At 69.7% G+C, this 23,040-nt stretch carries 16 protein-coding genes and 3 pseudogenes; 9 read left to right on the forward strand and 10 right to left on the reverse strand.

Annotated features, from left to right (window positions below; all coding sequences use genetic code 11):
• The first annotated feature begins 226 nt into the window (after positions 1-226).
• Both V5F53_RS02110 and V5F53_RS02115 read left to right on the forward strand, forming a co-directional pair.
• Positions 227-2,350 (forward strand): OmpA family protein, encoded by a 2,124-nt coding sequence (locus V5F53_RS02110; RefSeq protein ID WP_393996822.1) that lies wholly within the window; start codon positions 227-229, stop codon positions 2,348-2,350.
• 523 nt (positions 2,351-2,873) lie between these two features.
• Positions 2,874-3,116, forward strand: a pseudogene (locus V5F53_RS02115) (helix-hairpin-helix domain-containing protein); the annotation flags it as partial.
• Positions 3,117-3,163: 47 nt separating this feature from the next.
• On the opposite strand, the gene V5F53_RS02120 reads toward V5F53_RS02115, so the two are convergent.
• Positions 3,164-5,482, reverse strand: coding sequence for a lytic transglycosylase domain-containing protein (locus tag V5F53_RS02120; RefSeq protein WP_393996824.1), 2,319 nt, complete (start codon positions 5,480-5,482; stop codon positions 3,164-3,166).
• Positions 5,483-5,818: 336 nt separating this feature from the next.
• Here V5F53_RS02120 and dapA point away from each other — a divergent pair, with 336 nt between their 5' ends.
• From dapA to V5F53_RS02135, 3 genes are all read left to right on the forward strand, one after another.
• Entirely contained in the window at positions 5,819-6,718 is a 900-nt protein-coding gene (dapA, locus tag V5F53_RS02125) for a 4-hydroxy-tetrahydrodipicolinate synthase (RefSeq protein ID WP_393996825.1), read from the forward strand.
• A gap of 79 nt (positions 6,719-6,797) precedes the next feature.
• Positions 6,798-7,274 (forward strand): SsrA-binding protein SmpB, encoded by a 477-nt coding sequence (gene smpB / locus V5F53_RS02130; RefSeq protein ID WP_393996826.1) that lies wholly within the window; start codon positions 6,798-6,800, stop codon positions 7,272-7,274.
• Between the two features lie 116 nt (positions 7,275-7,390).
• Positions 7,391-7,966, forward strand: a complete 576-nt coding sequence (locus V5F53_RS02135) for a peroxiredoxin (protein WP_393996827.1) — start codon at positions 7,391-7,393, stop codon at positions 7,964-7,966.
• 162 nt (positions 7,967-8,128) lie between these two features.
• Here the strand turns inward: V5F53_RS02135 and V5F53_RS02140 are convergent, their stop codons facing one another.
• Together V5F53_RS02140 and V5F53_RS02145 are read right to left on the reverse strand one after the other, a co-directional pair.
• On the reverse strand, positions 8,129-8,770 hold the full coding sequence (locus V5F53_RS02140; RefSeq protein ID WP_393996828.1) for a uracil-DNA glycosylase: 642 nt from the start codon (positions 8,768-8,770) through the stop codon (positions 8,129-8,131).
• A 9-nt stretch (positions 8,771-8,779) separates the two neighbouring features.
• Positions 8,780-9,388 (reverse strand): LabA-like NYN domain-containing protein, encoded by a 609-nt coding sequence (locus V5F53_RS02145; RefSeq protein WP_393996829.1) that lies wholly within the window; start codon positions 9,386-9,388, stop codon positions 8,780-8,782.
• A gap of 203 nt (positions 9,389-9,591) precedes the next feature.
• Here V5F53_RS02145 and rpoZ point away from each other — a divergent pair, with 203 nt between their 5' ends.
• Positions 9,592-9,978 carry a DNA-directed RNA polymerase subunit omega gene (gene rpoZ / locus V5F53_RS02150; protein ID WP_393996830.1) on the forward strand — a complete coding sequence of 129 codons (387 nt, stop codon included), beginning with the start codon at positions 9,592-9,594 and terminating at the stop codon, positions 9,976-9,978.
• A 280-nt stretch (positions 9,979-10,258) separates the two neighbouring features.
• On the opposite strand, the gene rimO is transcribed toward rpoZ, so the two are convergent.
• Positions 10,259-11,602 carry a 30S ribosomal protein S12 methylthiotransferase RimO gene (gene rimO, locus V5F53_RS02155; protein ID WP_393996831.1) on the reverse strand — a complete coding sequence of 448 codons (1,344 nt, stop codon included), beginning with the start codon at positions 11,600-11,602 and terminating at the stop codon, positions 10,259-10,261.
• Positions 11,603-12,052: 450 nt separating this feature from the next.
• Positions 12,053-12,556, reverse strand: a complete 504-nt coding sequence (locus V5F53_RS02160) for a cysteine hydrolase family protein (RefSeq protein ID WP_393996832.1) — start codon at positions 12,554-12,556, stop codon at positions 12,053-12,055.
• Positions 12,557-12,645: 89 nt separating this feature from the next.
• Here V5F53_RS02160 and V5F53_RS02165 point away from each other — a divergent pair, with 89 nt between their 5' ends.
• Complete coding sequence (locus V5F53_RS02165; RefSeq protein WP_393996833.1) at positions 12,646-13,581, forward strand: GlxA family transcriptional regulator; 936 nt, start codon at positions 12,646-12,648, stop codon at positions 13,579-13,581.
• 386 nt (positions 13,582-13,967) lie between these two features.
• Positions 13,968-14,957: an aldo/keto reductase gene (locus V5F53_RS02170; RefSeq protein WP_393997027.1), complete on the forward strand. Its 990-nt coding sequence runs from the start codon at positions 13,968-13,970 to the stop codon at positions 14,955-14,957.
• 126 nt (positions 14,958-15,083) lie between these two features.
• Here V5F53_RS02170 and V5F53_RS02175 read toward each other — a convergent pair whose 3' ends face one another.
• The 3 genes and pseudogenes from V5F53_RS02175 to V5F53_RS02185 form a co-directional block, all read right to left on the reverse strand.
• Positions 15,084-15,791, reverse strand: coding sequence for a RibD family protein (locus V5F53_RS02175; protein ID WP_393996834.1), 708 nt, complete (start codon positions 15,789-15,791; stop codon positions 15,084-15,086).
• Positions 15,792-15,895: 104 nt separating this feature from the next.
• Positions 15,896-16,480, reverse strand: a pseudogene (locus V5F53_RS02180) (aldo/keto reductase); the annotation flags it as partial.
• A 69-nt stretch (positions 16,481-16,549) separates the two neighbouring features.
• A pseudogene (locus tag V5F53_RS02185) lies at positions 16,550-16,897 on the reverse strand (alcohol dehydrogenase catalytic domain-containing protein); the annotation flags it as partial.
• Between the two features lie 175 nt (positions 16,898-17,072).
• On the opposite strand from V5F53_RS02185, the gene V5F53_RS02190 reads away from it, so the two are divergent.
• Positions 17,073-17,966, forward strand: coding sequence for a LysR family transcriptional regulator (locus V5F53_RS02190; protein ID WP_393996835.1), 894 nt, complete (start codon positions 17,073-17,075; stop codon positions 17,964-17,966).
• Positions 17,967-18,473: 507 nt separating this feature from the next.
• Here the strand turns inward: V5F53_RS02190 and V5F53_RS02195 are convergent.
• Together V5F53_RS02195 and V5F53_RS02200 are read right to left on the reverse strand one after the other, a co-directional pair.
• Positions 18,474-21,641 carry an efflux RND transporter permease subunit gene (locus tag V5F53_RS02195; protein ID WP_393996836.1) on the reverse strand — a complete coding sequence of 1,056 codons (3,168 nt, stop codon included), beginning with the start codon at positions 21,639-21,641 and terminating at the stop codon, positions 18,474-18,476.
• A gap of 10 nt (positions 21,642-21,651) precedes the next feature.
• A complete protein-coding gene (locus V5F53_RS02200) occupies positions 21,652-22,857 on the reverse strand; it encodes an efflux RND transporter periplasmic adaptor subunit (protein WP_393996837.1) in 1,206 nt (401 codons plus the stop codon).
• Positions 22,858-23,040: the final 183 nt, after the last annotated feature.

Genomic DNA, 23,040 nt, shown 5'->3' on the forward strand with positions numbered 1-23,040 from the left:
CGGCCCGTCGCGTTTGGGGCGGGTCGGCTCATCTGTGCGTCACTCCCCGGGCTTTCGGAGCGGCGGCCAAATGTGCTGAACTCTCTCCCGGGTCGCGGAGCGAGCGGGGAGAGACGGGTTGATGGTGGGCGATAAGCCGGGCGAGGGGGCAGGCGGCGGAGGGGCCGCCGGCACCGGGGGGCCGCCGGCGGGGGCGTCGGCGGGACGCTCGCGATGGCGGTTTTGGGTGCTGCTTCTGGGTCTTGCAGCCTTGGCGGGGTTGGCGGCGTTCACCATCGCCACGGCGCGCAGGCCGATCGAGGACGACCTCACCCGCAGCGCGGAGGCCGTGCTCGCGCGCACCGGCGAATCCTGGGCGACCGCACGATTCGAGGGGCGTGACGCGACGCTGGAGGGCGAAGCCCTGGCGGAGGAGGCGCGGCTCAAGGTCCGCGCCTCGCTGGAGGGATTGTTCGGGGTGCGCGCGGTGCGCGATGCCACCACCCTGTTGCCGGAACGGCGTCCCTTCACCTTCAGCGCCGTCAAGGACGGGCGCATGATCTCCCTCGATGGCTACGTTCCGTCGCGATACGCGTTGGCGCGGATCGTGGCGATGGTGAAGGCGTCGGGGAACGGGATCACCGGCCAGGACCGGCTGGTGCGCGCCCGCGGCGCCCCCCCCGGCGACTTCGCGGGGCTGGTGGAATTCGCTCTGGGGCAGCTCAATCGGCTGCCCTCCGGTCGCGTCACGCTGTCCGATGGGGCGCTGGCCATCGAGGGGCGGGCGCCGGATCTGGCGACCTACGACTCCATTGCCGCCACCGTGCGCGGCCCGCTCCCCCAGGGCCTGACGCTGGCCCGTTTCGCCGTGCGGCCGCCGGTGGCTTCGCCATTCGTCTGGTCGGCGAGCAGGGAGGGCGAGATGCTGCGGCTGTCCGGCTTCTTTCCCTCGGACGCGGCGCACGCGGAAGTGGCCAAGGCGCTGGCTGCGGAGCTTCCGGGCGTTCGCGTGCGCGACGACACCCATCTCGCCGACGGCGCCCCCAGCACCGATCTCTGGCTGAAGGCGGTGCGCTATGCCGCCCGCCTCCTGGCGGAGACGCCGCAGCTTCAGGTGACGGTGGCCGACAGCACCATCACCGTCGAGGGCCAGGCGGCCACCTTCTCCGCCTTCGAAGCGCTGTCCGCCGCGCGCAGGACGCCGCCCGAGAGCTTCCAGGTGACGCGCTTCGCGGTGGAAGCGCCGCGCGCCGTGCCCTTCACCTGGGACTTGCAGCGCACCGCCGACAGCGTGCGCCTCGAAGGCTATGTTCCTTCGGAGGAAGCGCGCCGGCTGCTTCTGGATGCGGTGCGCAGCGCCTTTCCCGGGGTACCGGTGCGCGATGAGATGCGCCTCGCCTCCGGCGGGCCGCCGGCCGAGATCTGGGGGGCGGGAGCCAATTTCGCGGTGGCGCAACTGGCGCGGTTGAGGATCGGCACGGTTTCCGCCAGCGGCGCCACTCTTCGCCTCAGTGGGGAGGCGCTGGATTCGGCGGCTTTCCAGTCGCTGACCCAGGCCATGAAGGCGGTGCCCGCCGGGCTCGCGGCCGATGCCGGCGCGGTGGAGCCGCCGCGCATCTCGCCCTATGTGCTGGCGGTGCGTCGCGATGGCGATACACTCACCATGTCGGGCTTCTATCCGGACGAGAAGACCCATCAGGCGCTGCTGGCGGCGTTGGAACGCGACTTCCTGAAGGAGAAGGTGAACGATCTGTCCGCCATCGGCGGCGGTGCGCCCGCGGGCTTCCTGCCGGCGGCGCTGGCGGGGCTGGCGCAGCTGTCTCGGGTGGCAAATGGCGAGCTGACCTTGGCCGACACGCAATTGCGCCTGGCCGGGGCGGCCCTGGGCGGGCGGGCCGCGCGGGAGATCGAGGATGAGCTGAAGCGTGCCCTCAAGCCCCCCTTCGCCGCGGAGGCGGTGCTTGATGTGGCAGCGCCCGGAGCCCTGGTGGGCGCGCGGGAGTGCCAGGGCCTCCTCTCCGACCTCATGGGGCGCGGCACCATCCTGTTCGAATCCGGCAGCGCCCGCATCGACCAGCACTCTCTGGGGCTGCTGGACCGGCTGGTGTTCGCGCTGCAGCGCTGCCCGGCGAGCGTGGTGGAGGTGTCGGGCCACACGGATAACGTGGGGGAGGCGGCGGCCAACCTGCGGCTGTCGGAGGCGCGGGCGGCCGCTGTGGTGGCGTTCCTGGCGGAGGCGGGGATCGCGCATGAGCGTCTCGCCGCCTCGGGGCATGGTGCCACCCAGCCGGTGGCGAGCAACGACACGGACGCCGGCCGTGCCCAGAACCGGCGCATCGTGTTCGTGGTGAAGGAGGGGCGGGCGCCATGATCTATCTTGCCCTGTCGCTGTGGCCCCATCTGCTGGCGGCGCTCGGCATCGGTGTGGTCACCGGTTATTTTCTGCGGCGGGAGCAGACGGGAGGGACGCCATGACGGCCTTCAACTGGGATGTTCTGCTGTTGCTGTCGGCGGCCTTCCTGCTGGGGCTGGCCCTGGGGCTGTGGCTGCGTGGCTCGCGGCGCGGAGCGGCGCCCGGGTCCATTCCGGTGGCCGGGGCCGGAGGCCGCGCGTCGCCGGCCGAGGCGACGGCCGCCGTGGCGCCGGGGCAGGCGGGCGACCCGGGAGAGGGGATGTCCATCCGCTCCGAGCCGGTGCCGAGTCCGGCCGGGCCACCGGCGCTGCCGCCGCTGCGGGAGCCGGTGGCGGATGTGTTCGGCCATTTGCTGAAGGTCCCGCCCGGCGCCATCGTGGAGGCGGAGGACCAGGAGCCGGAGCCCTCGCGGCGGACGGAGGACCGGGGCGCTCATCCGGGCGTGCCGCCGCCAGTGCTGGCGGCGCCGGACGGAGGCGTCGCCGACGACCTGAAGCTGCTGAAGGGGATCGGGCCGCAGAACGAGCAGCGCTTGCAGCGGCTCGGCATCTTCCATTTCCGCCAGATCGCCGCCTGGACGCCGGATGAAGCAGCGTGGGTGGGAAGCTATCTGGCCTTTCCCGGCCGCATCGAGCGGGAAGACTGGATCGGCCAGGCGAAGGCGCTGGCCGCTGGCGACCGGCCGGACCCGCGCGCCCCGCGCCGGCCGCGGGCACCGGGCTGAGCGCGCCCGGGCCGCGGGGGAACCGAGCCGGGGCCAGAGGCCCCGCCTCAGCGCGTCCCGCGCAGGTCCGCTTCCATCTGCAGCTTGTTGGGGCTGTTGAAGCGAACCTTGTAGGCTTGGTAGTTCTCCATGACCCGCTGCACATAATTGCGGGTTTCGGCGAACGGGATCAGCTCCACCCAGTCCACCACGTCCACATTGGGGTCGCGCGGGTCGCCATAACGGTCGATCCACTTGCGCACGCTGCCGCGCCCGGCATTGTAGGCCGCGAACACCAGCACGAAATTGCCGTCGTAGTTCTTCACCAGTTCGCCCAGCTCGGCGGCGCCGAACTGCACGTTGTAGGACTGGTCGCTCATCAGGCGGGCTTCGTTGTAAGGCGCTCCGGTCTTGCGGGAGACCTCGAGGCCGGCCGCCGGGGTCACCTGCATCAGGCCCATGGCCTTGGCGCTGGAGAGGGTGCGCGGGTTGAACTGGCTCTCCTGCCGGGCCACCGCATACACCGCCGCCTTTTCCACCGGAATGCCGATGGAGCTGTAGGCGGGCAGGCCGAAGGTGGGGAAGGCTTCCTGCTCCAGGGGGTGGCCCTCGGCCATGCTTTCCTTGCCCACCACCAGGGCGCCGCGGGCGTCGCCATTGGCTTCGGCGAGGTTGGCGAGCAGGGCGAGCTGGCCGGAATCCTCCATGCGCCAGGCGAGGTCGTAATAGATGGTCAGCGGCGTGTCCCGGTCGCCGATGGCATAGAGCAGGCGGATCGCCTTGACCGGCTCGATGCGCGGAAATTCGTTGCGGTCCTGGAACGACACCTGTGCCGTGCGCAGCACCACTGGCGACTGGCCGAGCTGGGTGCGGGCGAGCTGGCCATAATAGGTGGCGGGGAAGCGCGCCGCTTCCTCATAGGCGGCGCGGGCACGCCCGGTGTCGCCCATGGCTTCGGCCGCCCGCGCCTGCCAATAGGCGGCGCGCGACAGGGTGATGGGGTGCTTCTGCCCATGGCCGATGCGGGCGAAATGCGCCGCCGCCGTGCGCGGGTCCTTCAGGAAGCGCAAGGCGATCCAGCCGGCGGTGAACTGCTGCTCGGCGCGGTAGTTGTCGGCCTTGGGGGCGACGCCGGTCGCCGCCACCTTGTAGGCGGTCTGCGGATCGCCGGCGTCGAGCAACTCGCGCGCCACCAGGCGGCGCTCGATCCACCATTCGTCCGGATCGGCATTGGCCTCGGCGGCGGCGGCGCCGCCCAGCAGGGCGCGCGCGGCTTCCTGCGGCTTGTCGGCGCGGCGCAGCAGCTGGGCCTTGGCGAACAGATAGGCGGGATCGTTGGCGAGAGTGAACGGCACGGCGCCGAGCAGGGCGCTGCCGTTGCCGTCCTTGCGGGCGATGGCGAGCCGCGCCTTGGTAAGGGCCACCACGTCGGAGCCGGCGCGGGAGGCCGCGCGCAGGGCGCGCTCCGGGTCCGGCTTGTAGCTGAAGCGGTCGGCGCGCAGCTTGTGGTCGGTGCGGGTGAGCACCGAGCCGAACTCGTCCATGATGGTATTTTCGAACCGCTCGTTCAGCAGGTCCTCGCGCCACGCCTCGCGCACCCAGTCCACCGCGTCGGAGCGGTTGCCGGAAACGATGAGGGCGCGGGCCAGCGCCACCTTGCCCTCGCCGGTGATGGGCGGACGCTCGGCGAAGAAGGCGCGGGTGCGGGCGGGATCGCGATTTTCCTGGAACAGCACCCGCTCGGCCCGCTGGCGCAGGGTGGAAGGGGTGGGCCAGCCGGGCTTTTCCCGCAGGAATTCGTTGATGTTGTCGAAGCCCAGGTCATTCGGCGCGTGGCGGATGACCAGCCAGGTCACCAGGCTGCGCGCCACCGGATCGTCGAGTTGGCTGGCGGCGGACATGGCCTCGCTGGCGCGTCCCCCCTTGGCGGCGGCGACGGCGGCGCGCAGCGTGCCGAGCTCACCGGTGGGCATGGCGGAGGATGCGGCCAGCGTGGGGGCCGCCAATGCCGGCGCCGCGGCGCGGGCGAGGCTCGGCTTGGCCGCGACCGATGCGGTCTTCACGGAGCCGGTGGTGTCCGAGCCCTTCTTTTCGGTGGTCTTGGCACCGGCCTTGGTTGCGGCCGGCTTGGCTGCGGCAGCCTTGGACGTTGCGGTCTTGGATGCAGACGCCTTGCTGTCCGAGGCCTTGGCGTCGCCTTTCTTGGCAGCGGTCCCCTTGGCGTCCTTCGACGATGTGCTGGAGGACGATTTGGCGGACGACGGCTTCGCGGACGACGGCTTGGCGGTGGGCGCGGGGGCCGCTTCCGTGGCTGCATGCGCGACGCCGGCCAGGGCGACGGTGATCGCCAGGGCGCTCGCGGAGATCAGGCTCGAAAAGGGCGACATCAGGGGTCCTCGCACTGCGGGGCGCTCTTCAAGGGTGGCCGCCATGGTGGGCGAGGTGCCTTTACGAAACCCTAACCAGATCGCCGGATCCGGCTTGCCCGTGTCGCGCGCGCCTCACCCTGGCGTTGCAACCTGCCCGGCGAAGGCGGCGAAAGCGCGGCTTGTCGCGGCTTTGCGCCGTGCCCCTTTCCGGACGGCCCGCGACAGGCTATGGGATCGTTTCCGCGCCGTCCCGGCCGGGGGCTGTCATGGCCTTCGGCGGCGTCATCACAATGGCGTCATCCGGGAGCCGTGTTCGCGGTTCAACCCAGTCCTTCAGGAACCAAGGCGCCCGCCATGTCGCCCATCCCGTCCCCGTCGCCGTTCCGCGGCTCCTTCACCGCCCTTGTCACTCCGTTCCGCGACGGGGCGCTGGACGAGAAAGCGTTTCGCGCGTTCGTGGATTGGCAGATCGCGGAGGGCACGCATGGCCTGGTGCCGGTGGGCACCACGGGCGAGAGCCCGACCCTGAGCCACGATGAGCACAACAAGGTGGTGTCCTGGGCGGTCGAGCAGGCCGCCGGCCGGGTGCCGGTGATCGCCGGCGCCGGCTCCAACAACACCGCCGAGGCTATCGGCCTCGCCACGCACGCCCAGAAGGTGGGCGCGAACGCCCTGCTGGTGGTGACGCCCTATTACAACAAGCCCGGCCAGGAAGGGCTCTACCACCACTTCAAGGCCATCGCCGACGCGGTGGACCTGCCCATCTTCATTTACAACATCCCCGGCCGGTCGGTGATCGACATGTCGGTGGAGACCATGGCGCGCCTGTTCGAGATCAAGAACATCGTGGGCGTGAAGGATGCCACCGCCTCCATGGCGCGGGTGTCGCTGCAGCGGCAGGTGCTGGGGCCGGACTTCATCCAGCTCTCCGGCGAGGATGCCACCGCCCTTGGCTTCAACGCCCATGGCGGCCATGGCTGCATCTCGGTAACCTCCAACGTGGCGCCGCGCCTGTGCGCGACGTTCCAGGAGGCCTGTCTCAAGGGCGACTTCGCTGCCGCCCTCGCCATCCAGGACACGCTGATGCCGCTGCACACGGCGCTGTTCGTGGAGACCAACCCGACGCCCACCAAATACGCCCTCTCGCTGCTCGGCAAGATGACCGCCGACGTGCGCCTGCCCATGGTTCCGGTCAGCGAGGCGACGCAGGCGGTGGTTCGGTCGGCCATGGTTCACGCAGGGCTCATCGATTGAGCCTAAGATCCGGCGCGGCGTCCGTCTTTTCCGGCGGGCGCCCCTTGTCTGCCGGGGCCGCAGACATCAGGTTCTGAGCATGAGCGACAAGAAGAAGGACGCCCCCCGCAAGGTGGCGGCGGACAACCGGCGGGCCCGGTTCGATTATGCCATCGAGGAGGTGTTCGAGGCCGGCGTCGCCTTGACCGGCACGGAGGTCAAGAGCCTGCGGACCGGCAAGGCCACCATCGGTGAGAGCTACGCCGCGCAGAAGAATGGCGAGATGTGGCTCTACAACGCCTACATCCCGGAATATCTGGAAGCCAACCGCTTCAACCACGAGACCCGGCGGCCTCGCAAGCTGCTGCTGCACAAGCGCCAGATCGCCAAGCTCGGGCAGGCGGTGGAGCGCGAGGGCATGACCGTGGTGGCGCTGAAGATCTATTTCAACGATCGCGGCCGCGCCAAGGTGGAGATCGGCCTCGCCAAGGGCCGCAAGACCCATGACAAGCGGGAGGCGCAGAAGGAGCGCTCCTGGGCCCGCGACAAGGCACGCATCATGCGCGACCGGGGATAGGCCCGGAGCCGCCGCTGCGGGCCGCCCGCGCATCTGCGCCTGCGGTCTTGCGCGTTGCGCGCCGCCGCTGCTTTGATGCCCGGCGCGATCATCGACATGCCCCGGAGAGGCCGCCCATGACCCACTACCAGACCCTGCCGCCTGACCTGCCCGCGCCGCAGGACGATGGCGCCGCCGATCACCTGCCGGGCCTGGAACTGCCCATCATCGCGCTCGCCGCCACCGACGGGCGGGCGGTGGACCTGTCGGCCCTGTCGGGCCGGGCGGTGGTCTATGTGTATCCGCGCACCGGCGTGCCTGGCGAGCCCCTTCCGGAGGGGTGGGACGCCATTCCCGGCGCGCGCGGCTGCACCCCGCAATCGTGTGCCTTCCGCGACCATTACCAGGATCTGCGCGCTGCCGGCGTGGAGCACGTGTTCGGCCTTTCGGTGCAGGACACGGCCTATCAGAAGGAGGTGGCCGAGCGCCTGGGGCTGCCGTTTCCGCTGCTGTCCGATCATCGGCACGAACTGGCCCGCGCCATCCGCCTGCCCACGTTCGAGGTGGACGGCGCGCGGCTGCTGAAGCGCATCACCCTCATCGTTGACGAGGGGGCCATTTCTCACGTCTTCTATCCGGTGTTTCCGCCCCATGAGAATGCGGCGGCGGTGCTGGCCCATCTGCTGGCCCGGCGCGGTGGGGCTGAGGCCTGATACCATCGGCCCCGATCTCGACCGGTGCCAAGTGGGTTCGCTCAAGCGCCGCGGGGGCTCGGCCAAAGGCCCATGAGTCAAGCTCACAGGCCCTTGGTATGACACGCCGCCGCGCGGGTCTTCGGCCCGTCACGAGAAGGCTGCGCGAACGGTCCGGCGCCGTCAGCCGGCCAGGAACGCCCGCACATCGCGGAACACGGCATGGAACATGGCGGGCGTCAGCACGCCCGTGTTGGTGTTGTAACGCGAGCAGTGATAGCTCGCGAACACCCGCAGACCGCCGATCTCGCCCGAGACGCCATGGCCGAACTTGAGGTGGGAGGCCTTGGCGCCGAGCGCGGCGAGCGTGGAATCGTGGGCGATCTTGCCCAGCGTCACCACCGCCTTGACATGCGGGGTCGCGAAGGCGGGGGAAAGAAAGCGCCGGCAGGTGCGGATTTCGTCCGGCGTCGGCTTGTTCTGCGGCGGCACGCAGCGCACCGCGTTGACGATGCGCGCGTCCCTCAGCGCCAGTCCGTCATCGGGCCGGGCCTGATAGGTGCCGGTGGCGAAGCCGAAATCGAGGAGGGTGCCGTAGAGCAGGTCGCCGGCATAGTCGCCGGTGAACGGCCGCCCCGTCCGGTTGGCCCCGCGCAGGCCGGGCGCGAGGCCGACGATGAGCAGGCGCGCGTTCTCTGGCCCAAAGCCCGGCACCGGAGCATTGAACCATGAGGGCTCGGCCCCGCGCCACTCGTCGCGGAAGGCGGCGAGGCGCGGGCATAGCGGACAATCAGCCGCGGGCTCGGCCGGAACCGGACGCGCCATGGCGCGCGCTCAGCAGCCGTCGGAGTCGGGGCTGGCGGGGGCGCCGCGGCGCTCCAGGAAGCGCGGGGTTTCCTGCATGCGGCCCTGTCGCTCGGCCGGGTCGCGGCCGATCTTCGGCTGGAGGTCGACCAGGTCGATGAAGATGTCGGCCTGACGCCGGAGGTCGTCGGCGATGAGCGGGGGCTGGGTGGAGATGGTGGAGACCACCGACACACGGATGCCCCGCCGCTGCAGCGCCTCCACCAGCGAGCGGAAGTCGCCGTCGCCGGAAAACAGGACGATGTGGTCCACGTGCCCGGCGAGTTCCATGGCATCCACCGCGATCTCGATGTCCATGTTGCCGCGCACGCGGCGGCGGCCCTGGGCATCGGTGAACTCGCGCGCCAGCTTGGTCACCACGGAATAGCCGTTGTAATCCAACCAGTCGAGCAGCGGGCGGATGGAGGAATACTCCTGATCCTCGATCAGCGTCGTATAATAAAACGCGCGCAGGAGGTACCCGCGGCTCTGGAATTCTTTCAGAAGGCGCTTGTAGTCGATGTCGAAGCCGAGCGCCTTGGTCGCGGAGTATAGATTAGCGCCATCGATGAGAAGAGCGATCTTTTCAAGGCCCTGCATAAAAAATTCCGCCGGTCGAATGGGATGGGCGTAACGCTGGAACGGCTGTATCCCGTGCCGTCCGCTGCCTTTCTCCGACGAAGGCCGATTCAACGCAAGCGAAAAAGGCACCCGCCGCTTGCTCCAATTGGTGAAGTGTTGTATCGACGCCCTCTTCCCAGGCTATGATCCAGCGCAATCGCGCATGAGGGAGTGCCGAGCCCATGGCGCGCGTCACGGTTGAAGATTGCATCGACAAGGTGAACAACCGGTTCGAACTGGTGCTGCTCGCCGCCCATCGCGCCCGCATGATCTCCTCGGGTGCCCAGATTACCATCGATCGCGACAACGACAAGAACCCGGTGGTGGCGCTGCGCGAGATCGCGGACGAGACGGTGAGCCCGGAGGATCTCAAGGAAGATCTGATCCACTCGCTGCAGAAATACACCGAGGTGGACGAGCCCGAGCCCGAGGCGGTTCCGCTCATCGCATCCGGCGAGTCGGGCGGTGATGACAGCGATGTCATGCTCGACCGCATGACCGAGGAGGAGCTGCTGGCCGGCCTCCAGGGGCTGGTGCCGCCGGAGCATACGGACGACGACGAGGGCTGAGCCCCGGCCGTCCGCTTGATGCTTGCAACGCCCGTTCGGCTCCCCGGACGGGCGTTTTGCCTTTTCGCGCCGGGCGGCGCGGCGAGCTGTGCATGTCATCCCGGGCGGGGCGGCCGCCCGCTCTTCCGCATCAGCATTGGCCTCCGCAACAGTATTGGCCTGCGCATCAGCATTGGCCGAAGGCGTGCAGCGCGGCGGGGGCGCAGTTCCCATGGGGGGCATGTGCGGGGAGAGCCGGGGGCCCGCCAGCCAGCCCCGCAGCCCGCCGACGGGGCCGGCCTCAGAAGCCGGCGGCGGTGCCCGACAGGTCGTAGGGGCCGGAGGCCTCGATCTTCACGCTGACGATCTCGCCCACCCGCAGCGGCCGGCGCGCCGAGACGGTCACAGTGCCGTCGATCTCCGGCGCGTCGCCCTTGGTGCGGCCGATGCCGCCGGTGGGCGTCACGGCGTCGATGATGACCTGTTGGCGGGTCCCGACCTTGCGTTTCAGGCGCCGCGCGGACACCGCCTGCTGGGCGCGCATGAAGCGGTCGTGGCGCTCCGCCTTCACCTCGTCCGGCACCGGGTTGTCCAAGGCGTTGGCGGGGGCGCCGGCCACCGGCTCGAACTTGAAGGCGCCGGCGCGGTCGATTTCGGCTTCTTGCAGGAAGTCGAGCAGCTCCTGGAACTCGGCCTCGGTCTCGCCGGGGAAGCCGACGATGAAGGTGGAGCGCAGGGTGAGGTCCGGCACGGCCTCCCGCCAGGCCTTGATGCGGGCCAGGGTCTTGTCCTGGGAGGCGGGCCGCTTCATGCGCCGCAGCACCGAGGGGCTCGCGTGCTGGAAGGGAATGTCGAGATAGGGCAGCACCTTGCCGGCCGCCATCAGGTCCATCACCGGGTCCACATGGGGGTAGGGATAGACATAATGCAGGCGCACCCAGGCGCCGAGCTCGCCCAGCGCGGCGGCCAGGTCGAGGAAGCGGGTCGCGACCTCCCGCTCGCCGTCGGCGCCCGTCCACAGGCTCGGGGCATAGCGCAGGTCCTGCCCGTAGGCGGAGGTATCCTGCGAGATGACGAGCAACTCCTTCACCCCCGCCTTCACCAGCTTTTCCGCCTCGCGCAGCACCTCGCCGGCCGGACGCGACACCAGGTCGCCGCGCAGCTTCGGGATGATGCAGAAGGTGCAGCGGTTGGAGCAGCCCTCGGAAATCTTGAGGTAGGCATAGTGGCGCGGGGTGAGCTTCACCCCCTGGTCAGGCACGAGGTCCAGGAACGGGTCGTGCTGCGGGGGCACCGCCTGATGCACCGCCGCGAGTACGCTTTCGTACTGCTGCGGCCCGGTGATGGCGAGCACGTCGGGATGGGCGGCCACGATCTGCTCGGGTTCGGCGCCCATGCAGCCGGTGACCACCACCTTGCCGTTTTCAGCCAGGGCATCGCCGATGGCCTTGAGGCTTTCGGCCTTGGCGCTGTCGAGGAAGCCGCAGGTGTTCACGATAACGAGATCGGCCCCGGCGTGGGTCTTGGTGAGTTCGTAGCCCTCGGCGCGCAGGCGCGTGACGATGCGTTCCGAATCCACCAGCGCCTTGGGGCAGCCGAGGGACACAAAGGAGATGCGGGGCGACTTCTGCGCAGTCTCGGCCATGGGGCGCGGCGGTTTCTTCAACTGTTGGGGCAAGGACAGGAGCAAGGGGCCAGGGGTTAGGGGAGCGCGCGCGTTCCGTCAATCCCGGGGTGCGGGCGAGAGGAACGCCGCTGCCGCTGCTGGCGCCCTGCGATCGCCGGCCCCGCTCAAGCGGCGGCCGCCGGCTTGCCGCCAGGTCGCCTCCACCAGCTCCAGGACCAGGCCGGCGTGCGCCGCGATCCGGGCGAAGAGCGTGTCACCGCCGTGCGGCTGGGCGGCGCTGCCGCGGGCCCGTTGCCGCCCCCTTCGACCGAGATCGTGACGTTCCCCCCTCACTGCCGCGAAATCCCGCGCCGCCCTGCGCGCTCGCCGCCGGCGTCCGGGACCATCGGCCGGGTTCGCGAGGGGCGAAGGCCAGGCGGCGCATCCACCCCCCTTGGCCTTCGATGTCCAGCGGCCAGGACGCGGCGATCAGCTCCAGATCTCGGCGGCGTTCGATACCCGAAGCTTCGAGCCGAGCGCGTTCAGCGCGATCCGATGGACGACCTCGATGGGCGCGGTGCACAGATCGCCGACGACCTGCACGTCAAATCCATCGGCGAGGCGCGACAGGGCGGTGAAGACGACGCAGTTCTGGGTCATCATTCCAAAGACCAGCAGGTCGCGGGTTCCGGCGAGATGGCCGGCAAGATCGGTATCCTGAAAGGCGTCCGCATAGGTCTTGGTCACGATCGGGGCGTCGCCCGCCGCGTTGAGGATCGCCGGGCGAATGTCGGCGCCGGTGCCGTTGGCGGCAAACAGGCCCGTCGGCGCCTTGGACACATGGCGCACCAGGACGATCCTGTCGCCACTGGCGCGCGCCTTGCCGATGGCGGCCACGATCCGCGCTTCGGTCTCCTCCGCCTGCCACAGCGGCAGAGCGCCGCCGGGAAAATAGTCGTTCTGGATGTCGATCACGAGCAGGGTGTGGGTCATTGGAAGGCTCCTTGGGTTGCCCCACCTCTACGGGCTGGAGCGCGTCGTCGTCAGTGGCCTGATGGACATTATTCGTGTAGATCAGGCCAATGCGCCTGGCCGTTCTCGCCTATGACGGCATCAGCCCGTTCATGCTCTCCACGCCGCTCGCGGTGTTCGGCGAACCCTTCGTCGCGGGCGAACACCGGATCGAGGTATGCGCGCGCGTGCCTCGGTTCGCGGCCAGCGGCGGCTTGACGATCGAAGCTTCCCGTCCGCTCGAGGCCGCACGGGAGGCCGATGTCGTCGTTCTCCCCGGATGGCGGGATGCCGATGAGCCGGTCTCCATCGACATCGTGGCCGAACTCCGTGCGGCGCAGATGCGCGGGGCGGTCGTCGTGGGTCTTTGCTTGGGGGCATTCGGTTTGGCGGAGGCCGGCTTGCTCGATGGACGGCGCGCCACCACGCATTGGGCGCGCGCCGCGGCCTTCGCCGAGCGGTATCCAAAGGTCATGGTCGATGCGGGCGCGCTTTTCGTCGACGAAGGGCAGGTGCTGACCTCCGCCGGTGTCGCGTCGGGGCTGGATTGCTGCCTCCATCTGCTGGCCCGGATGTCCGGGACAAGCGAGGCCAATCGCGTCGCGCGCCATCTGGTCGTCGCGCCCCAGCGCATGGGTGAACAACCGCAACTGATCGACCGGCCGGCCATCGGCACATCGGCGGACCGTCGCGTGACAGAAATTCTGGAAGCGCTGCGCACCAATCCCATGGCGGCGCCGGCCCTGGACGATCTGGCGGAGCGCGCCGGCATGAGCCGCCGCACCCTGACGCGCCATATTCGGGCACGAACCGGGGGTAACCTCGGGGAATGGCTGAAACGGGCGCGGCTCGCCCGGGCGCAGGAACTCCTTGTCGGCGGAGCGCGCGGCCTTGACGATGTGGCCATCCGCTGCGGCTTCCCGGATGCCCATGCGCTGCGCAGCGCCTTCCGCACAGAACTCGGGGTGACACCCACCCAATGGCTGGCCCGGCAGCGGGTGCGTTAGGCCGTTTCCCCATGCCTTTGCGTGTGTCGGCGTGTCGTGAGGCAAGCTCGGGACCATCGGGCCTGAGCGATGCGGCGGGATCGGTTGACGCGCCAGTGTTCGCGTACACCCCCTACAACCGTTTCGTGCGCTGGCGGGCTGACCGGGGGAGCGGCGGCCGGAAGCGGTGTCGGCCGCCCAGGTGGCGACACCGCGAGGATCGACGGTTCCCGCGTTCGGGTGGAGGCCCCTGCGGCTGGGTGCGGCGGGCCCCGGCGGAGGCCTCCATTCATGAATTTCAGATATGAGGCCATGCCGTTTCGTGACGCTAATCCATGGCCGCTGACGGACTTAATCTTTCGGCCATCCTGGCAACGGGCAGGCACCGCATGGACGGAGGATGGGCAATGCAGAAGCGCGTACTCGGCAGGGAGGGGCTCGAGGTTTCCGCCATCGGCTTCGGTTGCATGGGGCTGAACTTCAGCTACGGCCATGCGCTGGCGAAGCGCGACAGCATCGCGTTGATCCGCGAGGCGGTGGATCTGGGCGTGACCTTCTTCGACACGGCCGAGGTCTACGGCCCCTATACCAACGAGGAGATCGTCGGCGAGGCGCTGAAGCCTGTCCGCGAACGGGTGGTGATCGCCACCAAGTTCGGCTTCAACATCGTCGATGGCAAGATGGCAGGCATGAACAGCCGCCCGGAGCAGATCAGGGCCGTCGCGGATGCATCACTGAAACGGCTGCAGACGGACGTCATCGATCTCTTCTATCAGCACCGCGTCGATCCGGACGTGCCGATCGAGGACGTGGCGGGCGCCGTGCGGGATCTGATCGCGGCCGGCAAGGTGCGGCACTTCGGCCTGTCCGAGCCCGGCGCGCAGACCGTGCGGAGGGCCCATGCCGTCCAGAAGGTCACGGCCCTGCAGAACGAATACTCGCTGTGGACGCGCGGACCGGAGACCAACGGCATCCTGGAGGCGTGCGAGGAGCTCGGCATCGGCCTCGTGCCCTATAGCCCGCTCGGCAAGGGGTTCCTGACCGGCACGATGGGCAAGGACACCGCGCTTGCCGAGAGCGACTTCCGCAAGATCCTGCCGCGCTTCACGCCCGAGGCCATGGAGAAGAACCAGGCGCTGATCGATCTCCTCACGCGCATCGCGGCCGAGAAGAAGGCGACGCCGGCACAGATCGCGCTGGCCTGGCTGCTGGCGCAGACGCCCTGGATTGTCCCAATTCCAGGCACCACCAAGCCGCACCGGCTCGCCGAAAACCTCGGCGCCGTGGATGTGGCGCTCAATCCGGCGGATCTCGCCGAGATCCGTCACGCGCTTGCGGGCATCGACATCGAGGGGGAACGCTATCCCGCGCAGCTCATGGCCACCACTGGCCGCTGAGCACCGCTGGCCCACGGCGGCGCGAGGGTCCTGCCGGAACATCGCGAGGTTTCGGCGGGGCGCGCGGTGGCGCGCCTCCTGCCCTCGCGCGCCTCCTTGCATGGGGGCGCCAGTTTGCCCCTGGGGTCACGCCGGCTTGCTCGCCGTCACCGTGTAGCGCAGGTGAACGACGCCGTGCCCGACGCTGTCGCAGGAGGTGAGCGCGAGCTGCACCCTGCCAGCGAGGCCGTCCGGCCCGAATGCGACGAAACCCTGATGCCCCGCCCTGCCGTCGAGGGCGGGGGCGACGAGCAGGCTCAGCTCGTCGACAAGGCCGGCCGCGAAGAAGCCGCCATTGATGGTGGCGCCCCCCTCCAGCAGCAGCCGGTGGATGCCGAGTTCGCGACCCAGCACGTCGAGCATCGCGGCGAGATCCATGCCGGCCGTCTCGGCGACGATATAGGAGATGCCGTCGGCGGCGAGCTCGGCGAGATGGCTGTCGGGCACGTCGTGTCCAAGCAGCACCACGACCGGGTCGCCGCCGACGTCCGGGCCGGCGAAGTGGAGCTTGCCGGACGGATCGAGCGCCACGGCGTAGCTGCCCGCCGCGCGCGCGGCGAAATGGTGGGGCCGATCCACCGCGCCCGGCCGCGGCGGCGGATGCGGGCCAGCCTTGCTCATCTCCGCCATGGTCACCCGGCCGACGATCCAGGCATCGCCCGCGAGCGATTGGTGGACCTGTTCATAGAGGCTCGACCACTCCGCCCGGGTGCCGTCGGGGCTGGTCGTGAAGCGGCTGGGATGCAGGCTCCCGTCCAGTGACGCGATCATGTGGCAGATGACATGCGGTCTCATTGTGTTCCCTCTCAGGCCACGCCGTCGCCGGCGCCGGAAACGAGCCTCGCGCGCTGCGGCGTCCCGGGTTCTTTCCGGTCCTGCCGCCGGCGATCGGCGACAGCTCAGAAATACGTCGGCAGACGCGGCGTGTAGGGCCGTTCCAGCGCGGCGACCTCGTCGTCGGTGAGCTGGAGATCGAGCGCGGCGACCGCATCGTCAAGATGCTTCGGCCGGGTGGGACCCACGATCGGCGACGTGACGCACGAATGCTTCAGCACCCAGGCCATGCCGACCGTCGCCATGGAGACGCCGCGCGCGCCCGCGATCTTCTGGACCGCGTCCACGATCGCCTTGTCGCTGTCCTGAAACAGTGGCCGGCCGAACATGTCGGCCACCGGATTTTCCGCGCCGCGGGTGGTGCTCCTGTCGCCCCATGGCCGGGTCACGAGGCCGGCGGCCAGCGGGCTCCACGGCATCGAGCCAACGCCCTGATCGGCCAGCAGGCCGAACATCTCGCGCTCTTCCTCGCGCTGCACCAGATTATACTGGTGCTGCATGGAGACGAAGCGGGTCCAGCCGTTGAGCCGGGCGGTGTACTGCATCTTGGCGAACTGCCAGGCCCACATGGAGGAGGCACCGATGTAGCGGGCCTTGCCGGCCTTCACCATATCGTGGAGCGCCTCCATCGTCTCCTCGACCGCCGGCGTCGGCTGTTAGACGCGCAGGAGCGTCTTGATCGCGCGCCGCTCGTTCATCGCGCGGTAGCCATCGGCGATGTCGGCGAGCGGGACGCGCGCCAGCGGCGCCTGGGCTCCGGTCATGAACGCGCGCTTCTCGCAGGGCGACTGGAAGCCGAAGCGACAATGCGGGCAGGTGTTGTCCGACAGGCAAAACGAGCCGACGACGAACTGGCCCGGGCGAACGGTCGTGACAGCGCTGCCGACCTCATCGACGATGCTGCAGTACTCTTGGCCCATCGCCATCGGCGCGGCGATGGCGTTCAGGCCGCGGAAGGGCCACAGGTCCGATCCGCAGATGCAGCTTGCCGACAGGCGGACCATGGCGTCGGTGGTATGGAGGATCTTCGGCTCGGGAGCCTCCTCGCAACGCACGTCGCCCGGCAGAGAATGGTTCCCAGCATCAGATCTGCTCCTTCGCGACAGGGGGACGTTTTCGGGCCGTACGTCCGCGCCGCGCGCGTGACCGCACGGGCCCTCGACCACATCCCACAGGCTAATCGTGAGTCATTGTGACGATGAGCTGCTGTAAATGGCATGAAGTTATATCGGAGGTTCATGAATGCGGCGCGAGGATCTGGTGGACCTCCAGGCCTTCGTCGCGGTCGCGGAGGAGAGGAGCGTCACCCGCGCCGCAGCGAAACTCGGCGCCTCTCAGTCGACATTGAGCCACACAATCCGGCGGCTTGAAGCGCAGATCGGCGTGCGCCTGCTGACCCGCACCACCCGCAGCGTTTCGCCGACCGAGGCGGACGAACGGCTGCTCGGCACCCTGAGGCCGGCCCTGGAGAGCATCGGCGCGAAGCTGGATTCGCTGAGCGCGCTCCGTGACAAGCCCGCCGGCACGATCCGCATCACCACGTCCGAGCATGCCGCCGAGACCATCCTGTTGCCGGTGATCGAGAAGCTGCTGCCGAGCTATCCCGACATCCATGTCGAACTGAGCATCGATTCCAGGCTGACCGATATCGTGGCCGAACGATTCGATGCCGGCGTGCGGCTGGGCGAGGCGCTGGCCGAGGACATGATCGCCATGCGGATTGGGCCGGATGTCCGAATGGTCGTGGTCGGTTCGCCCGCCTATTTCGAGAGACATCCGCTCCCGCGCACGCCGCAGGATCTTGCCGAGCACGTGTGTATCAACCTGCGCATGCTGAGTTCCGGTGGCCTCTACGCATGGGAGCTTGAGAAGGAGGGCCGCGACGTGCGCGTGCGCGTCGAGGGCCAACTCACCCTCGACAGCGTGCGGATCATCGTATGCGCCGCCACCGCCGGCCTGGGGCTCGGCTTTGTCATGCAGGATCAGGTCGAGGGCCATCTCGCGGAGGGGCGCCTCGTTCGCGTCCTGGAGGACTGGTGCCCGTCGTTTCCGGGCTATTACCTCTATTATCCGAGCCGGCGACAGCCCTCCGCCGCGTTCGCCGCGCTGGTGGAGGCGCTTCGATACCATGGATGAAGGCATCGCCCCGCGACCGGTCGCGGGGCGATGTGCTGCGGGCCCCGCGAGTCGGTCGCGCCTGATCGCGCAGGGGCCCTGCGCCAACCCGCGTGCCGGGGTGCGGCACCTTGAGGAAGAGGCGCAACGCCTGTGCTTCCAGAATGCGCGCGAGAGTGCGTGACTATATTATTTATCAGCGCTTTGTCTTGCATCCGCCGGGCGAGGGGCATCGGCGCACTTGGCGGATTTCGGTGCTCCCGTCCCGTCCGCCGGATGGCAGAGGCCGAGCTGGACGTCCCTGAAATCATGCTTCGCCCGCTCCCGGTAGGTGCGGGGGCGAGGGTCGAGGGCGCTGGCGCTGTCGGCGAAGGGCACCGACAGGAGAAAAGCGCAGGCGAGAATGGTGCCCCTGGAAAGGATCGGGCGCCTGCGAATGGACGTCTTCATGGGTCTTGCTCCTCAATGTGATGGCATGAAATGCGGACGGCGGGCCGGTGGCTGCCGAGGGGATCGGGTCGCGGCCGATCAGGCCGCGCCCGTGTCGAGGCGCGCGGGGGTGTTGGCGGCGGCCGGCGCATGCTCCTGGCCGGGCACGCGCCGGCGGCGCGGCTGGCGCGCCCAGGGTCGGCGCAAATCGAAGGTCGCGACGTAGGGATAGATGACCGGCAGCACCACCAGGGTGAGCAGGGTGGCCGAAACCAGCCCGCCGATGACCACGGTGGCGAGCGGGCGCTGCACCTCCGCCCCGGCGCTGGTGGAGACCGCCATGGGCAGGAAGCCGAGGCTCGCCACCAGGGCCGTCATCAGCACCGGGCGCAGGCGCATGGCGGCGGCCTTCTGGGCGGCGGCGCGGGGCGAGAGGCCATGCGCCTCCTCGTCGCGCACATAACTCATCAGCACCACGCCGTTCAGGATGGCGATGCCGAAGGTGGCGATGAAGCCGATGGCGGCGGAGATGGAGAAGGGCATGTCGCGCAGGTAGAGCGCGATGATGCCGCCGGTGGCGGCCACCGGCACGTTGAGGAAGATGAGGGCGGCGACCCGCGCATCGCCGAACATCACCACCAGGGCGACGGCGATGGCCGCCATGGCCGCCGGCACCACGATGGCGAGCCGGGCGGTCGCATCCTGCATGTTCTGGAACTGGCCGCTCCAGACCATGGAATAGCGCGGCGGCAGCTTCACCCTGGCGGCGACGGCGGCTTCCGCCTCCGCCACGAAGCTCTTCACGTCGCGGCCGCGCACGTTGGCCTGCACCGAGATGCGCCGCTGCAGGCGGTCGCGGCTCACCTGGGCCGGCCCGGAGGCTACTTCCACCGAGGCGACGCGGGAGAGCGGCACCATGGCGCGGCCCGAGCGGCCCACCGGCAGGTTGCGCAGGCGCTCGGCATCGCTGCGGTCCTCGGGCGGCACGCGCACCACGATATCGGTGATGGAATTGTCGTCGCCATAGACCATGCCGGCCGTGCGCCCGCCGATGCTCTCGACCACGTCAAGCACCTCGGAGACGTTGATGCCGTAGCGCGCGGCCATGGCGCGGTCGATGGCGATGGAGACGGAAGGCTGTCCGGCCTGGGATTCCGCCTTCACATCCGCCGCCCCCTCGACGCCCGACACCACCCGCACGATCTCGTCGGCCTTTTCCCGCAGCAGCTTGAGATCGTCGCCGTAGAGGCTGATGGCCACGTCGCCGCGCACGCCTTCCAGCAGGTCGTCCATGCGCATCTGGATCGGCTGGGAGAAGCTGAAGGCGACGCCCGGCACCTTGGCCCGCAGGCGTTCGTCGATGGCGGCCACCAATTCGTCCGGAGTGTGCGCCGTGGTCCAGGTGGCGGGGTCGGCGAGGGTGATGAAGCTGTCGGTGGCCTCGACCCCCATGGGATCGGTGGGGATCTCGGCGCTGCCGGTGAGCGAGACCACGCGCTTGACTTCGGGAAACGCCTTCAGCACCTGCTCCATGCGGTTCACCGTGCGCACGGAGGCTTCCAGATTGATGCCCGGCAGCTTCTCCGAGGTGATGACGATGGAGCCTTCCGAGAGCTTGGGCAGGAACTCGCCGCCGAGCCGGCCGGCCAGGACCACGCTGGCGCCGAACACCGCGAGGGTGAGCGCCACCGTCATCGCCGGATGGCGGGTCGCGCGCCGGAGCGTGGGGGTGTAGAGCCAGCGCGCCGCCCGCACGAGGCGCGTCTCATGCTCCGAGATGCGCCCGCGCGCCAGGAACAGGGCGGCGAGGGCGGGGATCACCGTCATGGTCAGCACCAGCGAGCCGGCGAGCGCCAGGATGACGGTGATGGCCATGGGGCGGAACATCTTGCCGGCCACCCCGTCCAGCGACAGGATGGGCACGTAGACGACGATGATGATGGCCACCGCGAACGCGATGGGCTTGGCCACCTCGGCGGTGGCGTCGCGGATCACCTCATAGGCGTTGCGGCCCGGCTCCTCGGCGCGGCGGCGCATGATGTTCTCGATCATCACCACTGCACCGTCGACGATCAGGCCGAAGTCGATGGCGCCGAGGCTCATGAGGTTGCCTGAAAGGCCCAGGGCCCGCATGCCGGCGAAGGCGATGAGCATGGACAGTGGGATGGCGGCGGCCACGATGAGCCCGGCCCGGAGGTTGCCGAGGATCAGCAGCAGCACCACGACGACCAGCACCGCGCCTTCGATGAGGTTGTGCGTCACCGTGGTGATGGTGCGCTCCACCAGGGTGCTGCGGTCGTAGAAGGGGCGGATCTCCACCCCCGGCGGCAGCTGGGCTGCGAGTTCCGCCACGGTGGCCTTGATGGCCCCCACCACGGCGCTGGCGTTGGCGCCGTACTGCATCATCGCCACGCCCACCACGGTCTCCCCGGCCGCGTCGTGGGTGACGGCGCCGAGGCGCACCTTGGGCGCCTCCACCACCTCGCCCAGGGTGCGGACCGTGATCGGCACGCCGCCCTCGCCGGTGGCGACCACGATGTCGGCGATGTCGCCCATGGTCCGCACAAGGCCGAGGCCGCGGATGACCTCCTGCTGGTCGTTGTGGCTGAGGTAGGCGCCGCCGCGGGCGGAATTGTTCTGCTCCAGCGCGGTGAAGAGCTGGGCCATGGTGACGCCGTAGCGGCGCAGGGCGTCGGAGGAGACGCGCACCTCGTAGGTGGGCATCTCGCCGCCGTAGATGTTCACGTCGGCGACGCCAGGCGTGAGCCGCAGGCGCGGCGCGATGGTCCATTGCAGCAGGCGCCGCAGCGCCATGGGCGAATGGCCGGGCCCGCGCACCTCGAACTGGTAGACCTCGCCGAGGCCGGTGGCCATGGGGCCCATCTGCGGCTCGCCCACGCCGGGCGGCATCATCGCCTTCGCCTGGGTGAGGCGCTGGAACACGTCGTCGCGCGCCTGGGCGAGCGGCACCCCGTCCTCGAAAGTGGCATAGACCGCCGACACGCCGAAGCGCGAGACCGAGCGCACGCTGTCGAGCCCCGGCGCCCCGGCGAGCGCATTCTCCACCGGGAACGTCACGAGCCGCTCCACCTCCAGCGGGCCGAGGCCGGGAGACTGGGTGAGGATCATCACCTGCTTGGGCGAGATGTCCGGCACCGCATCCACGGAAAGGGCCCTGAGGCTGACGAGCCCCGCCAGCGCGCCGGCGAGCACCAGCACCAGGATCAGCCGGCGGCGGGCGATGAGAAGGGAGAACCAGGCCTTCATGGGTGTCTCCTCACTCGCCGGAGCCCAGGAGGGCGCGCAGCAGCACGGCCTTGAGGGCGAAGGAGCCCTCGGCGGCGACGATCTCGCCCGCGGCGACGCCCTCGCGCACCTCCACCCAGTCGGTGCGCTGGAGGCCGAGCTTCACCGCCCGCCGCTCGAACGCGCCGTCGGTTCGCTCCACGAAGACGATGGGCCCCTCCTCGGTCTGCTGCACGGCGCCGGCGGGCACAGTGACGCCGCGCCGGCCGAGGTCGGCGGTGATCTCGACGGTGACGTACATGTTGGCCTTCAGCGCCCCGCCGGCATTGCCGATCTCGACGCGCGCGAGGGCGGTGTTGGTGGCCATGTCGAGGGCGGGGTTCACGGAGGCGACGCGCCCCGCGTAGCTGCCGTCCAGCACGCCGGGCGCCGCCACCACCGCCGGGTCGCCCGCCTTGACGAGCGAGATGTCGTCGCCGAACAGATTGGCCTTCACCAGCACCTGGGAGGGATCGGCGACGGTCAGCGCATCACGGGTCGCGTCCACCACGTCGCCGAGGGTGACGCCGAGATCCACCACCACGCCGGAGATGGGCGAGACGATGGCGCTGGTGCCGGGCTCCTCCCCCGGCGGCGGCGCCAGCCGCTGGTACTGGGCGGCATAGAGGTCCACCTGCGCCTGCGCCGACTGCACGGCGGCGCGGGCCTTGGCCGCATCCACCTGCCGCCGCTCCAGGTCGATCTGGGCCACGCGCCCGCTCTGGATGAGGACATTGCCCCGGTCCAGCGCGGTTTCGGCGATCCTCTCGGCCACCTGCGCCTCGGCCAGCGCGGCCCGCGCGGCGGCGAGGCCGTTGCGCGCGTCCAGCACCCCGCTCGCGTCGAGGGTCGCGAGCACGGCGCCCGCGCTCACGGCGTCTCCGGGGCGCACGGCGAGGGACAGCACGCGGCCCTGGGTGCGCGCCTTCACGCGGGCGATGCGCCGCTCGTCGAAGGCCACCGTGCCGGGTGTGCGGACGATCTTGCGGATCTCGCGCGCGTCCGCCGGGGCGGTGGTGATGCCGAGGTCGCGGCGGGTCGCCGCGTCGAGGGTCACGAGGCCGGGGTCGGGCACCGGCGTGGCCGCGATCGGCTCCGCCGGCGCCTCCGCCGCCGTGAGGGGCATGTAATGGGATGCGGCCATGCCGAGCGCAGCCAGGGCGATGACGCCGACGATGCCGCGAAGAATGTTTTTCATGCCCATGTATCCCAGGAGGCGCAGATATGCGGCAGCGGATGGCGTTCGAAAGCTTCCCTGAGATGGGTGCAGACCTCATTCGCGATGAGATGGTCTTGCACCCTTTAGAGCTTCACTTTCACCAGTCGTCCTTATCCCTGGGTTAGAGGCCACGGCGCGCGGCGAAGCCATTAAATTCGAGTT

It is taken from the genome of Xanthobacter cornucopiae, assembly GCF_043195065.2.
GTDB lineage: Bacteria > Pseudomonadota > Alphaproteobacteria > Rhizobiales > Xanthobacteraceae > Xanthobacter.

Excerpts from the sequence above, each read along its gene's own strand:
- V5F53_RS02195 (WP_393996836.1), bottom strand. The coding sequence starts at position 21,641 with ATGAAGGCCTGGTTCTCCCTTCTCATCGCCCGCCGCCGGCTGATCCTG.
- V5F53_RS02160 (WP_393996832.1), bottom strand. The coding sequence starts at position 12,556 with ATGACCCACACCCTGCTCGTGATCGACATCCAGAACGACTATTTTCCC.
- V5F53_RS02190 (WP_393996835.1), top strand. The coding sequence starts at position 17,073 with ATGCGGCGCGAGGATCTGGTGGACCTCCAGGCCTTCGTCGCGGTCGCG.
- V5F53_RS02145 (WP_393996829.1), bottom strand. The coding sequence starts at position 9,388 with ATGCAGGGCCTTGAAAAGATCGCTCTTCTCATCGATGGCGCTAATCTA.
- V5F53_RS02120 (WP_393996824.1), bottom strand. The coding sequence starts at position 5,482 with ATGTCGCCCTTTTCGAGCCTGATCTCCGCGAGCGCCCTGGCGATCACC.
- rpoZ (WP_393996830.1), top strand. The coding sequence starts at position 9,592 with ATGGCGCGCGTCACGGTTGAAGATTGCATCGACAAGGTGAACAACCGG.
- rimO (WP_393996831.1), bottom strand. The coding sequence starts at position 11,602 with ATGGCCGAGACTGCGCAGAAGTCGCCCCGCATCTCCTTTGTGTCCCTC.
- V5F53_RS02135 (WP_393996827.1), top strand. The coding sequence starts at position 7,391 with ATGACCCACTACCAGACCCTGCCGCCTGACCTGCCCGCGCCGCAGGAC.
- dapA (WP_393996825.1), top strand. The coding sequence starts at position 5,819 with ATGTCGCCCATCCCGTCCCCGTCGCCGTTCCGCGGCTCCTTCACCGCC.
- V5F53_RS02175 (WP_393996834.1), bottom strand. The coding sequence starts at position 15,791 with ATGAGACCGCATGTCATCTGCCACATGATCGCGTCACTGGACGGGAGC.
- V5F53_RS02140 (WP_393996828.1), bottom strand. The coding sequence starts at position 8,770 with ATGGCGCGTCCGGTTCCGGCCGAGCCCGCGGCTGATTGTCCGCTATGC.
- V5F53_RS02165 (WP_393996833.1), top strand. The coding sequence starts at position 12,646 with ATGCGCCTGGCCGTTCTCGCCTATGACGGCATCAGCCCGTTCATGCTC.
- V5F53_RS02200 (WP_393996837.1), bottom strand. The coding sequence starts at position 22,857 with ATGAAAAACATTCTTCGCGGCATCGTCGGCGTCATCGCCCTGGCTGCG.
- smpB (WP_393996826.1), top strand. The coding sequence starts at position 6,798 with ATGAGCGACAAGAAGAAGGACGCCCCCCGCAAGGTGGCGGCGGACAAC.
- V5F53_RS02170 (WP_393997027.1), top strand. The coding sequence starts at position 13,968 with ATGCAGAAGCGCGTACTCGGCAGGGAGGGGCTCGAGGTTTCCGCCATC.